This is a genomic window from Achromobacter pestifer (genome assembly GCF_013267355.1).
Classification (GTDB): domain Bacteria; phylum Pseudomonadota; class Gammaproteobacteria; order Burkholderiales; family Burkholderiaceae_B; genus Achromobacter; species Achromobacter pestifer_A.
This window is the reverse complement of record NZ_CP053985.1, coordinates 6,586,308-6,598,902: the sequence shown is the minus strand read 5'-3', so window position 1 is coordinate 6,598,902 and position 12,595 is coordinate 6,586,308. Positions and strand designations below refer to the sequence as shown.

Below are 12,595 nucleotides of genomic sequence, written 5' to 3'. Positions count from 1 at the left end.
AGAATAGTGTTCTATAAGATAGAATTTGGAGGTAGCTAGCCATGACTCAATCGAACGCCCACGCGCCCGACGTCCTGATCAGCGAGGTCGGCCCGCGCGATGGCTTGCAGTCCGTCAAGGCGACCATGCCCACCGCCGACAAGTTGCGCTGGATCGACGCACTGGTCGCGGCCGGCGTGCGCGAGATCGAAGTGGCGTCCTTCGTGCCGGCGCGCCTGCTGCCGCAGATGGCGGATGCGGCTGACGTGGTGCGCCATGCGGCGGGCCATCCTGGCCTCACGGTGATGGCCCTGGTCCCCAATTTGCGCGGCGCCGAAGCGGCGCTGCGGGCCGGCGTCCACAAGCTGACCCTGCCGGTTTCGGCCAGCCGCGAGCATTCGCTGGCAAATGTGCGCAAGACGCCCGAGGAGATGGTGGACGAGGTGCGCGCGATCGCGCGGCTGCGCGACGAGCTGGCTCCCGCCGTCAAGTTGGAAGCGGGCATTTCGACGGCTTTCGGCTGCACCTTGCAGGGCGAGGTGCCGGAAGACGAGGTCATCCGACTGGCCGCGCTGTGCGTGGCCGCGGGTGCGGACGAGTCGGGGCTGTCGGACACCGTGGGCTATGCCAATCCCGCGCAAGTGCGCCGGCTGTTCCGCCGCTTGCGCGCCGAAATCGGGGAGAAGGCTGGCGCGGCGCATATGCACAACACGCGAGGCCTGGGTCTGGCCAACTGCCTGGCGGCCTGGGAGGAGGGCGTGCGCACCTTCGATAGTTCCCTGGGCGGGCTGGGCGGATGCCCATACGCGCCGGGCGCGTCCGGCAACGTCGTGACGGAGGATCTGGTCTTCATGTTCGAGGCCATGGGCGTGCGCACCGGCATCGACCTGGATCGAATCGTGGCCGCGCGCGCGCCGCTGGCCGCCGGCCTGCCCGGCGAGCCGTTGTATGGCATGACCCCCGACGCTGGCCTGCCCAAGGGATTCCGCCAGCGGGCCTGATCGGCCATCCCCCCGAGCCTACATACCAGAAACATGCGGCCAGGCCGGCCTTTGCCGGCACAGCCCTTACTTGCAGAAGATTCACGCTCATGTCCAGCCACGCCCATCCGCGCCTTCCGTACGAACACATCCGCGTCGTCGAATTCACCCACATGGTCATGGGCCCCACCTGCGGCATGCTGCTGGCGGACCTCGGCGCCGAAGTCATCAAGGTCGAACCGGTAGGCGGCGACAGCACGCGCCGGCTGCTCGGGTCGGGCGCGGGCTTCTTCCCCATGTTCAACCGCAACAAGAAGAGCATCGCCCTGGACCTGAAGCAGCCCGAGGGCATAGAGGCCGCGTTGCGCCTGATCGATTCGGCCGACATCGTGAGCGAGAACTTCAAGGCCGGCGTCATGGAGAAGCTGGGCCTGGACTACGCCACGCTCAAGCAACGCAATCCTCGCCTCATCTACGTGAGCCACAAGGGCTTCCTGCCCGGGCCCTACGAACACCGGACGGCGCTGGATGAAGTCGTGCAGATGATGGGCGGCCTGGCCTACATGACGGGGCGTCCTGGCGATCCCCTGCGCGCGGGCGCCAGCGTCAACGACATCATGGGCGGCATGTTCGGCGCCATCGGCGCCATGGCGGCGCTGGCGCAGCGCGAGCAGACGGGCGAGGGCACGGAAGTGCAGGCCTCGCTGTTCGAAAACAATGTCTTCCTGGTGGGCCAGCACATGATGCAGTACGCCGTCACCGGCCGCGCCGCCGCGCCCATGCCCAGCCGCATCTCGGCCTGGGCCATCTACGACGTGTTCACCGTCAGGGGCGGCGAACAGATCTTCCTGGCCGTGGTCAGCGACAAGCAATGGGGCATCTTCTGCCGCGCTTTCGGGCTGGGCGAATTGCTGGCCGATCCCCGCCTGGCCAGCAACAACGATCGCGTGCAGGCACGCGATTGGTTGATGCCGCAGTTGCGCTCGCATCTGGCTGACCGCAGCGCGGCCGAGCTGGCGGCGGTATTCGAGCGTGAAGGCCTGCCCTTCGCGCCAATCACGCGGCCCGAACAGCTGTTCGATGACCCCCACCTGGCGGCCACCGGCGGCCTCGCGCCCATCGTGTTGGAAGACGGCCGCGAGTCCCGGGTGCCGCTCGCGCCCTTCACGCTGGGCGGCGCCCAGCCCGGAATACGCCTGCAGCCACCGGCGGTGGGCGAACACACCGACGCGCTGCTGCGCGGCGTCGGCTATCGCGACGATGAAATCGCGGCCTTGAAAGCAAGGCAAATCACACAAGGAGACTAACCATGATCACGCTATCCCGCCGCGCCTTCCTGGGCGCCGCGCTTTGCGCCGCCGCCTTGCCGCTGCGCGCCCAGACCGCGGGCGGCTATCCGAACGGCCGGCCCGTGCGCCTTATCGTTCCCTATACGCCGGGCGGCGGCACGGACTCGGTGGCGCGCGCCATCGCGGCCAAGGTCACGGCGATGGCAGGCTGGCCGGTGGTGGTGGAGAACCGTCCCGGCGCGGGCGGCAACATCGGGATGGACTTCGTGGCCAAGGCCAAGCCGGACGGCTACATGCTGGGTTTGGGCCAGACCGCCAACCTGGCCATCAATCCCGCCCTGATGCCGCAGATTCCCTTCGACGCGGAAAAAGACTTCGCGGCGGTCTCCCTGATCGCGTCGCTGCCTGTCGTGCTGGTGGTCAAGGCCAACGCGCGCTGGCAGACCTTGTCCGACCTGATCAAGGATGCGCGCAGCGAGCCCGGCGCCATCAAGCAGGCCCTGGCGGGTTCCGGCACGGTAGGCCATCTGGCGGGCGAACTGCTCGCCTATCAGGGCAAGTTCCAGGTGCTGAACGTGCCGTACCGGGGCGCGGCGCCCGCGCTCAACGATCTGCTGGGCGGCAATACCGACTATATGTTCGCCACGCCGCAGGCCGCCCAGGAAATGCTCAAGGGCAAGGTGCTGCGGCCGTTGGCGGTCAGCTCTCGCGCGCGGCTGGCGATCCTGCCCGATGTGCCCACCGTGGCCGAGTCCGGCTACGAGGGATTCGAGGCGCTGGATTGGAAGGCGTTGGTGGCGCCGGCCGGCACGCCGCCCGAGGTCGTCCTGGCCGTCAATGCGGTCGTGGAGAAGGTGTTGGCCGATCCGGCCACCGTGGCCATGTTCACCGCCGAGGGCAGCACGGCCATGGGCGGAACGCCGCAGGCTGCGCAGCGCTACATCCAGGACGAACAGAAGAAGTGGGCGCGCCTGATACGCGAAGCCGGCATCCAGACCGCTGCCTGACGCGCCCCGCAGAACTTGCCAGGAGACAAATCCATGAAGCATCTTTTAGGAATCGCCGCGCTCGCCTGCGCTGTCGCGGCGCAGCCCGCCCTGGGCAGTACAGGAGCGCAATGGCCCGAGCGCCCCATCCGCCTGGTCGTTCCGTTCCCCGCCGGCGGCCCGACCGACATCGCCGCACGCGTGGTAGGCAAGGCGCTCTCCGACCGCTTGGGCACGCCCTTCGTCATTGAGAACAAGGCCGGCGCGCACGGCTTCATCGGCGCCAGCGAGGTTGCGCGCAGCAAGCCGGACGGATACACGCTGATGATGGCCAGCATAGGCACCATGGCGATCAATCCTGGGCTCTATCCCGACATCCCCTACGATGCGAACAAGGACTTCATGCCCCTGGCGCTGATTCTTACCGTACCCATCGCGGTCGTGATCAACCCGCAACAGATGCCGGTGCAGACAGTGGGCGAGCTGGTGGACTACCTGAAAGCCCATCCGGACCGAGTGAACTACGGTTCGGCGGGGAATGGCGGGTCTTCCCACCTGGTGCCGGAATACTTTAAGTACAAGACCGGCACCTCCATGACCCACATCCCCTACAAGGGTTCAAGCCCGGCCGTGACCGATCTGGTAGCGGGCCAAGTCCAGGTCATGTTCGATACCTTGCTGACCAGTACGCCCTTCGTGAAGGCCGGAAAACTGCGCATGCTGGCGGTCACGACAGCGCAGCGGCTGCCGGAATATCCGCAGGTTCCGACCATGGCCGAGGCGTTGGGCGCGCCGGATTTCGAGGCCTCGTCCTGGTTTGCGATGTACGCGCCCACCGGCACGCCGCAAACGGTGCAGCAAAAGTTGTCATCGGCCATCAACCAGGCCTTGGGTGATGCGGCGGTCAAGCAGCGGCTGGCTGAACTGGGTGCGATTCCGGCTGGAGGCACGCCCGGCGAACTGGAGGATTTCCAGCGGGCCGAGCAGCGCAAATGGCGGCAGGTCATCCAGGCGGCGGGAATACTGCCGGATTGAACCGGCGGGCAGGCTCAGGCTTCAGGCCCCGGGGCGAGGCCGCAGCCGGCCAGCCTTCCATTTCAACCGCAGCCTCTCCAGCGCCAGATACACGATGGGCGTGGTGTACAGCGTCAGGAACTGGCTGATGAGCAGCCCGCCGACGATGGCGATGCCCAGCGGCCGGCGCAGCTCCGAACCTTCGCCCATGCCCAGCACCAGGGGCAGGGCGCCCAGCAACCCCGCCAGGTTGGTCATGACGATGGGCCGCAGGCGCAGCATGGCGGCGCGGTGGATGGCTTGTTCAGGCGTCAGCCCTTCGCGCCGTTCCAGGCTGAGCGCGAAGTCGATCATCAGGATGGCGTTCTTCATGACGATGCCCACCAGCAGGAACAACCCCAGCAACGCGATCAGCGTGAATTCGATGCCGGCCAGGCGCAGCGCCAGCAGCGCGCCCACGCCGGCCGACGGCAGGGTCGACAGGATGGTAAGCGGATGCAGCGGGCTTTCGTACAGAATACCCAACACCAGGTAGATCGCCACCAGCACCGCCAGGATCAGCCAGGGCTGGTCCTGCAGGCTTTGCTGGAAGTTGCGCGCGTCGCCGCCCAGGCGGGTCTGGATGTAAGAGGGCACCATCAGCTCGGCCATGCTTCTGTCGATGGCGGCCAGGGCCTGTTGCAGCGACACGCCCTCGGCCAGGGAAAAGCCCACGCCCACGGCCGCGAACAGGCCATCATGGAACACGCGGTCGTTCACCAGCCCGTAGTCGTAGGTGGCGAAGGCCGTGAGCGGCACGCGGGTGCCGTCGGCGGCGACCACCTGCACCTGTTCCAGTACCTCGGGGTCCTCGGTGTAGCGCGGGTCCAGTTCCAGCACCACGCGGTACTGGTTCATGGCGTCGTACAGCGTGGCGACCTGGCGCTGGCTGAAGGAGTTGCTGAGCACGCTGCTGATGGTGCCCATGTCCACGCCCAGGCGTTGGGCGGCGGCGCGGTCTATGTCGATCACGACCTGTTGGGTGGCGCCGTCGCCTTCCGCGTCGACGTCGCGCAGTTCGGGAATCTCCTGCATGGCCTTGGAGATCTTGCGCGACCATTGCCGCAGCGCCGGCACGTCGCTGGCCATGATGGCCAGTTCATGGTCGCCAGAGTTGCCGAAGCCGCCGGGCATGCGCAGGTCCTGGTCCACGTTCAGGAAGAACATGCCGCCAGGTACGGCCGGGGCATGGGTGCGCAGCCAGTTGATGACCTCGGTCGACGATTCGCGGCGCTCGGCGGCGGGCTTCAGGCGGATCAGGAACAGGGAGTTGCTGATGCCCAGGCTGCCGCCGTTGTAGCCGATGACGTCCTGCACCGCTGGATGCTTGAGCACCAGCTGGCGGTACTGGTCGATCTTGGGCTGCATCACCTGGAACGAGAAGCCGTCGTCGCCGCGCACGAAGCCCACCAGCTGACCGGTGTCCTGCACCGGCAGGAAGCCCTTGGGCGCCTGCACGTACAGATAGACGTTCAGCCCCACTACGCCGGCCAGCAGCAACAGCGTCAGCCGGGCATGGCCCAGCACCCGCCACAGGGTGTTGCCGTACCAGGCATGGAGGCGTTCAAAGGCCGCCTGCATGCGCGAGGCGCGCCCGCCCGCTTTGGGCGCGGCCGGGCCGGCGGGCTTGAGCCAGCGCGCGCACAGGCTGGGGATGATGGCCACCGAGACCACCAGCGAGATGACGGTGGCTGCGACCAGGGTGATGGAGAACTCGCGGAACAGCCGCTCGACCAGGCCGCCCATGAACAGGATGGACACGAAGACCACGCTCAGCGCCACGGTCATGGCCACCAGCGTGAAGCCCACTTCGCGCACGCCGCGCAGCGCGGCCTTGCGCGGCGAGAGGCCGCGCTCGATGTGGCGCGAGATGTTCTCCAGCACCACGATGGCGTCGTCGACCACCAGGCCGGCCGCGACGATCAGCGCCATCAGCGACAGATTGTTCAGCGAGAAGCCCCACAGGTACATGACGGCGAAGGTGGCGATCAGGCACACCGGAATCGCCACGCTGGGGATGGCCGCCGCCCGCGCATTGCCCAGGAAGGCCCACACCACCAGGATCACCAGCGCGGTGGCCAGCCCCAGCGTGATGTGCGCTTCGCGCAGGGTGGCGTTGATGCCCGGCGAGCGGTCCAGCGCCACGGTCAGGTCCACGTCGGCCGGCATCAGCGCGCGCAGCCCGGGAAGAGCCTGGTTGATGGCGGCTATGGTTTCGATGATGTTCGAACCGGGCTGGCGGCTGATGGTCAGGACCACGGCCGGGTTGCGGTTGTGAAAGCCGCTGCTGTAGCGGTTCTCGACCGAGTCGCTCACGCGCGCGATCTGCGACAGCCGGATCACCGCGCCGTCCTGGTGGCGCACGATCAGGCTTTCGTAGTCGCGCGCGGCGCGGGGCTGTTCGGGCGTGCCGACCTCCCAGCGCCGGCTGGCGGAATCCAGTTGGCCTTGCGGCCGCATGGGCGCGGCGTCGGCGATGGCCTGGCGCACTTCGTCCAGCGCCACGCCATAGTGGGCCAACGCGTTGGAATTGACCTGCACGCGTACCGCCGGCAGCGAGCTGCCGCCCAGGGTCACTTCGCCCACGCCGTTGATCTGCGAAATCTTCTGCGCCAGCACGGTCGAACCCAGGTCGTAGAGTTCGCCCGCGGGACGGGTGGGCGAACTGAGCGCCAGCGCCATGATGGGCGCCTGGGAGGGATTGACCTTGCGGTAGCTGGGATTGCCCGGCATGCCGGCGGGCAGCTCGGCGCGGGCCATGTTGATGGCCGCCTGCACGTCGCGGGCGGCCTCGTTGATGTCGCGGTCCAGGTCGAACTGCAGTTGCACGCGGGTCGCGCCCTGGTTGCTGGACGAGGTCATGGCGCTGACGCCGGCGATGCTGCCCAGCGCGCGCTCCAGCGGCGCGGCCACGGTGCTGGCCATGCTTTCGGGACTGGCGCCCGGCAGTTCGGCCCGCACCTCGATCGTGGGAAAGTCGACCTGGGGCAAGGGCGCAACCGGCAGCAGCCGCCACGCGACCGCGCCCAGCAGGGTCAGCGCGATCGCCAGGAAGATGCAAGCGATCGGGCGGTGCAACAGAGCGCGGATCATGGCGCCGGGCCTTCAACCCCGGGTTTGGCGGCCGCGGCGCCGCGGCGTTGGCCCAGGCGGTGGAAGAAGAGATACACGGCGGGCGTGGTGAACAGGGTCAGGACCTGGCTGACCAGCAGACCGCCCACCATGACCCAGCCCAGCGGCTGGCGCAGTTCCGCGCCCGAGCCCGTGGCCAGCATCAGCGGCAGTGCGCCGAACAGCGCGGCCAGCGTCGTCATCAGAATGGGCCGCAGGCGCAGCAGCGCGGCTTCGCGGATGGCGGCCTGCGGCGCCAGGCCGCGCGAGCGTTCGGCCTCCAGCGCAAAGTCCACCATCATGATGCCGTTCTTCTTCACCAGCCCGATCAGCAGGATGATGCCGATGACCGCGATCAGGTCCAGCGGACGCCCGGTAAGCAACAGCGCCAGCAGCGCCCCGACGGTGGCCGAGGGCAGGGTGGACAGGATGGTCACCGGATGGATGGCGCTTTCATACAGCATGCCCAGCACCAGGTACATGGTGACCACCGCGGCCAGCATCAGCCACAGCGTGTTCGACAGCGAGGCCTGGAAGGCCGCTGCGGCCCCCTGCAAGCGCAGCTCCACGCTGACCGGCATGCCGATCTCTTGCCGCGCCGATTCGATGGCCTCGATGGCCTCGCCCAGCGAGCCGCCCGCGGGCAGGTTGAAGGACAGGTTGACGGCGGGGAACTGCGACAGGTGGTTCACAGCCAGCGGCGCCGCGCGCTCGCTGACGGTGGCCAGCGCCGACAGCGGGATCGCCTGTCCGTCTTCGCTCTGCAGATGGATGCGTTCCAGCGCGTCCGGGTTCAGCGCCAGCTTGCGGTCCACCTCCAGCACCACCCGGTATTGGTTGGATTGGGTGAACAAGGTCGCCACCTGGCGCTGGCCGAAGGCGTTGTAGAGCGTCTGCGCCACGTCGTCCATGGTCACGCCCAGACGGGCGGCGGCATCGCGCGAGACTTGCAGATAGGCCTGGCGGCCGTCGCCTTGCAGGTCGGTGGAAACGTCGGCCAGCTCGGGCGCCCGGGCCAGGCGTTCGGCCAGCGCGTTGGTCCAGCGGGCCAGCAGCGGGCTGTCCGGCGAGGTCAGGGTGAACTGGTACTGGCCGCGGCTCACGCGGTCCTCGATATTGAGCTCCTGCACCGGCTGCAAGTAGAGCGAGATGCCCTGGACCTCGCGGGCGCGCGCATCCAGCCGCGCCATGATGTCCGCCAGCGGTGCGCTGCGCTCCGACCAGGGCCGCAGATTGATCAGCAGCCGGCCGGTGTTCAAAGTGGTGTTCATGCCGTCGATGCCGATGAAGGACGACAGGCTGACCACGTCCGGATCGGCCAGCAAGGCCTCCGCCACCGCCTGCTGGCGCCGCGACATGGCGTCGAACGAGGTGCTTTGGGACGATTGCGTCACGCCTTGCAGCGTGCCGCCGTCCTGGGTCGGGAAGAAGCCCTTGGGCACGGCCAGGTACAGCAATCCCGTCAGCGCCACCGTCGCCAGCATCACGGCCAGCGTCAGCCGTTGATGGCGCAACGTCAGGTCCAGCCAGCCGGCGTAGCGAGTCTGGATGCGGTCCAGCAGCCCGGGGCGCGTCGGTTCGTGCGCGGGCAGCAGCCGCGCGCACATCATCGGCGTCAGCGTCAGCGACACCGCCAGCGATATCAGGATGGCGACGGCCAGCGTGACCGCGAACTCGCGGAACAGCCGGCCCACCACGTCTTCCATGAACAGCAACGGGATCAGCACGGCGATCAGCGACAGCGTCAGGGACACCAGCGTGAAACCGATCTGGCCGGCGCCCTTGAGCGCCGCCGACATGGGGCTGTGGCCCTGCTCGCGGTAGCGCGCAATGTTCTCCAGCATCACGATGGCGTCGTCCACCACGAAGCCCGCGCCGATCGTCAGGGCCATCAGCGTCAGGTTGTTGGTGGAGAAGCCCGCCAGGTGCATGAAGCCGAAGGTGCCGATCAGGGACAGCGGCACGGCCAGGCTGGGGATCAGCGTGGCGGGCAGGTTGCGCAGGAACAGGAATGTCACCAGCACCACCAGGCCCACGGCGAAGGCCAGTTCCCATTGCACGCCGCGCACCGACGCGCGGATGCTCTCGGTGCGGTCCGTCAGCACGCGGACCTGCGCGGCGGCGGGCAGGCTGGCCGTCAGTTGCGGCAGCAGCGCCTTGACCTGGTCGGCCACGGCGATGACGTTGGCGCCCGGCTGGCGCTGGATGTTGACCAGCACGGCCGGCTGCTTGTCGACCCAGGCGGCCAGGTAGCGGTCTTCCGCCCCGTCCTCGACCGTGGCGACCTGGCCCAGCCGTACCGGCGCGCCGTTGCGCCAGGCCACGATCAGTTCGCGGTATTCCTCGGCGCTTTGCAGCTGGTCGTTGGCGTCCATGATGACCGAGCGTACCGGCCCGTCGAAGCTGCCCTTGGGTTGGTTCGAATTGGCCTTGGAGATGGCTTCCTGCACGTCGGTCAGCTGCAGGCCGCGCGCGGCCAGCGCCATGGGATTGACCTGCACCCGCACCGCCGGCCGCTGGCCGCCCGCCAGGCTGACCATGCCCACGCCGGACAACTGCGACAGGCGTTGCGTCATGCGGGTGTCGACCAGGTCGTAGACCTGGGGCAAGGGCAGGGAATCGGACGTGACCGCCAGCGTCAGGATGGGCACGTCGGCGGGGTTGACCTTGCGGTACACGGGCGGCGTCGGCAGGTCATTGGGCAGCAGCGCGCCGCTGGCGCTGATGGCCGCCTGGACTTCCTGCTCGGCCACGCCCAGCGAGACGTCCAGCGAGAACTGCAGCGTGATCACCGAGATGCCGCTGCCGCTGGTGGAGGACATCTGCTTCAGACCCGGTATCTGTCCGAAGCGCCGCTCCAGCGGCGCGGTGACGGTGCGCGCCGTCACGTTCGGACTGGCGCCGGGGTACTGCGTGGTCACCTGGATGATGGGATAGTCCACTTGCGGCAGCGCCGCCACGGGCAGCATGCGCCACGCCAGGATGCCCGACAGCAGCAGGGCGATCATCAGGAAGGACGTGGCGACGGGGCGCAGGATGAAGGGGCGCGACAGGCTCATGATTTCTGCGGTTCGACAATTTGCACGTCGCGGCCGTCATGCAGGCGGTCCACGCCTTCGACCACCACGCGTTCGCCTTCGGCCAGGCCGGCCTGCACGACGATGCGGCCGGCATTGGCCGGACCCAGCTCCAGCACGCGGCGCGTGGCGCGTGTGTCCTCGCCGATCACGAACACGAAGGCGCCCTCGGAGCCGTACTGCACCGCCGCCGTGGGAATGGAAATGACGTTGTCCTGCTGCACCACCGCCAGCCGGATGTTCACGAACTGGTTCGGAAACAGCGATTCGTCGGCGTTGGCAAAGCGCGCGCGCAGCCGTACGGTGCCGCTGGCGGCCTGGATGCGGTTGTCCAGCGCCTCCAATGTGCCCACGGCTAGCAGGCGGCGGTCGTCCGCGTCCCAGGCCTGGACCCGCAGCGCGGCGTCGCGCGCCTGGGCCTGGCGCAGGATGTCCAGGCGCGTTTCGGAAATACTGAAGAGCGCCGAGATCGGCCGCGTCTGCACCAGCGTGGTCAGGCCCTCGGCGTCGGCGGCGCGCACGTGGTTGCCGGCGTCGATGCGGCGCAGCCCGATGCGGCCGTCATGGGGCGCGACGATACGCGTGTGGTCCAGCAGCCGCCGGGCATCGGCCACCTGGGCCTGGTTGCGTTGCCGCTGGGCGGCATAGACGCGCACCTGGGCTTCGGCGGTATCCAGCTGCTGGCCCGCCACTGCTTCCTGGCGCGCCAGCTTGCGGTAGCGCTGCAGGTCGGCCTCGGCGTTCTCCAGCAGCGCTTGGGTGCGCGCCAGTTCGCCTTCGGCCGCGGCCAGCGCCGCAAGATAGGGACGCGGATCGATCTCAGCCAGCATCTGGCCGCGCGTCACGGCCTGGCCTTCGGTGAAATGCAGCTTCAGCAGTTCGCCATCGACCTGGCTGCGCAGGGTCACTTGCGCCAGCGGCGTAATGGTTCCAAGCGCATGCAGGTCGCGCTGCAGCGGACCGGCGCTGGCGGCCTCGACCGCGACAGCGACCGGAATCTGCCCATACTCGGGCGGACGCGCGGCGGGAGAGCCCTTGGATCCGGCGTACCAGAACGCCAGGGCGGTCAATATGGCCAGCGCGGCGGCGATCAGGACCAGGTGTTTGCGGGGGAAATGAGGGCCCGTGGAAGGGGGCAGGGACATCGGGACTGCCAGGCTAGGGGGTTACGGACAGTCCGGATTCTATATGAATAAAAACTATTCGCGTTTTTGCGTCAGTGAATTGTCAGCTTCGAGCGCAACCGCGATCAGGGTCCGCAGCAGTTCCCCCGGGTAATCGGCCCGCAGCGCGCATGGGGGGGAAGGCGCGCTTCACGCCGCTTTGGACGGCCTGCGCTCGGGTTCAAGGACGGCTGGAGAGCGCTTGCGCGGCGGGTTCGCAGGAATCGCGATAAGCAACCGCATACATCGCCGCCACCAGAAATACGAGCGGGATGCAGGGCAGAGCGCTCATCGCTGCCCGCGCCAATCCAACATCCGGGTAGCCGTACGCGACCATGCCCAGGATGTAGCCGGCATGGCCGGCCGCCGCGATCAACATGAGCAGCGCCAGCATCAGCGGCCAGGGTTTGTACGGCATGGCGGCGCGCGTGGCTTGGAAACCGTACTCGCCGGTTACCGCCGCGCGCGGCAGGCTCAGGCCATACATCGCCAGCGCGTACAGCGTTGGCACCCAGATCAGCGCCAGCGCGGCGCACAAGGCGCTCCAGAACACAGTGTCATTCGATCCGGTCAGCACCATGTAGATCACATAGGGCAGGTCCCCGGTAGCGCGAGCCATCGCAGTGGCTGCAATGACGAGCGCGCTGAGCAAGGCCAGATGACGGGCCTGCGCCGCGCTGCCGCGGGTGGCGCCGACGCCCGCCGGGTCGCCTGGCTTGACGACGCGATGCCAGGCGCAGGTCATGCGCGCCAACAAAATCACGTTGATCAGCGCCAGCGCCATGAACAGCCCATCCCCGTACGGAAACAGGTTGGCGATCAGCAAGGCGAAAGGCAGCGACACGATGAACAGCGCCAGCGACCAGGGGGCTGCGGCCAGCATGGCGCGGCCTCGCTGGCGTATGGCGTCAGCCGTCGCCGCGACGAAATGGCGGGCTCCGAGTTTGGTCGACAAGA

Annotated in this window: 8 protein-coding genes; 4 read left to right on the top strand and 4 right to left on the bottom strand. The window is 68.1% G+C overall.

Annotation, left to right across the window (positions count from 1 at the left end; genetic code table 11):
* The first annotated feature begins 41 nt into the window (after positions 1–41).
* From FOC84_RS31055 to FOC84_RS31040, 4 genes are all read left to right on the top strand, one after another.
* Positions 42–980, top strand: a complete 939-nt coding sequence (locus FOC84_RS31055; RefSeq protein ID WP_173149124.1) for a hydroxymethylglutaryl-CoA lyase — start codon at positions 42–44, stop codon at positions 978–980.
* A gap of 89 nt (positions 981–1,069) precedes the next feature.
* The gene (locus FOC84_RS31050) at positions 1,070–2,266 is read left to right on the top strand and encodes a CaiB/BaiF CoA transferase family protein (RefSeq protein ID WP_173149122.1); all 1,197 of its coding nucleotides are present in this window, start codon (positions 1,070–1,072) and stop codon (positions 2,264–2,266) included.
* Positions 2,267–2,268: 2 nt separating this feature from the next.
* Positions 2,269–3,255, top strand: a complete 987-nt coding sequence (locus FOC84_RS31045) for a Bug family tripartite tricarboxylate transporter substrate binding protein (RefSeq protein WP_173149120.1) — start codon at positions 2,269–2,271, stop codon at positions 3,253–3,255.
* Positions 3,256–3,288: 33 nt separating this feature from the next.
* Positions 3,289–4,269, top strand: a complete 981-nt coding sequence (locus tag FOC84_RS31040; RefSeq protein WP_173149118.1) for a Bug family tripartite tricarboxylate transporter substrate binding protein — start codon at positions 3,289–3,291, stop codon at positions 4,267–4,269.
* Positions 4,270–4,290: 21 nt separating this feature from the next.
* On the opposite strand, the gene FOC84_RS31035 is transcribed toward FOC84_RS31040, so the two are convergent.
* The 4 genes from FOC84_RS31035 to FOC84_RS31020 form a co-directional block, all read right to left on the bottom strand.
* Entirely contained in the window at positions 4,291–7,380 is a 3,090-nt protein-coding gene (locus FOC84_RS31035; RefSeq protein ID WP_173149116.1) for an efflux RND transporter permease subunit, read from the bottom strand.
* Entirely contained in the window at positions 7,377–10,457 is a 3,081-nt protein-coding gene (locus FOC84_RS31030; protein WP_173149114.1) for a multidrug efflux RND transporter permease subunit, read from the bottom strand. The genes FOC84_RS31035 and FOC84_RS31030 overlap by 4 nt, the downstream gene beginning before the upstream one ends.
* Positions 10,454–11,620 carry an efflux RND transporter periplasmic adaptor subunit gene (locus FOC84_RS31025; protein WP_173149112.1) on the bottom strand — a complete coding sequence of 389 codons (1,167 nt, stop codon included), beginning with the start codon at positions 11,618–11,620 and terminating at the stop codon, positions 10,454–10,456. Before FOC84_RS31025 ends, FOC84_RS31030 begins: the two co-directional genes overlap by 4 nt.
* Before the next feature lie 199 nt (positions 11,621–11,819).
* Positions 11,820–12,593 carry a hypothetical protein gene (locus FOC84_RS31020; protein WP_173149110.1) on the bottom strand — a complete coding sequence of 258 codons (774 nt, stop codon included), beginning with the start codon at positions 12,591–12,593 and terminating at the stop codon, positions 11,820–11,822.
* Positions 12,594–12,595 lie beyond the last annotated feature (2 nt).

Coding starts and splice junctions, on each gene's coding strand:
- FOC84_RS31050 (WP_173149122.1), top strand. CDS start 1,070: ATGTCCAGCCACGCCCATCCGCGCCTTCCGTACGAACACATCCGCGTC.
- FOC84_RS31055 (WP_173149124.1), top strand. CDS start 42: ATGACTCAATCGAACGCCCACGCGCCCGACGTCCTGATCAGCGAGGTC.
- FOC84_RS31040 (WP_173149118.1), top strand. CDS start 3,289: ATGAAGCATCTTTTAGGAATCGCCGCGCTCGCCTGCGCTGTCGCGGCG.
- FOC84_RS31025 (WP_173149112.1), bottom strand. CDS start 11,620: ATGTCCCTGCCCCCTTCCACGGGCCCTCATTTCCCCCGCAAACACCTG.
- FOC84_RS31045 (WP_173149120.1), top strand. CDS start 2,269: ATGATCACGCTATCCCGCCGCGCCTTCCTGGGCGCCGCGCTTTGCGCC.
- FOC84_RS31035 (WP_173149116.1), bottom strand. CDS start 7,380: ATGATCCGCGCTCTGTTGCACCGCCCGATCGCTTGCATCTTCCTGGCG.
- FOC84_RS31030 (WP_173149114.1), bottom strand. CDS start 10,457: ATGAGCCTGTCGCGCCCCTTCATCCTGCGCCCCGTCGCCACGTCCTTC.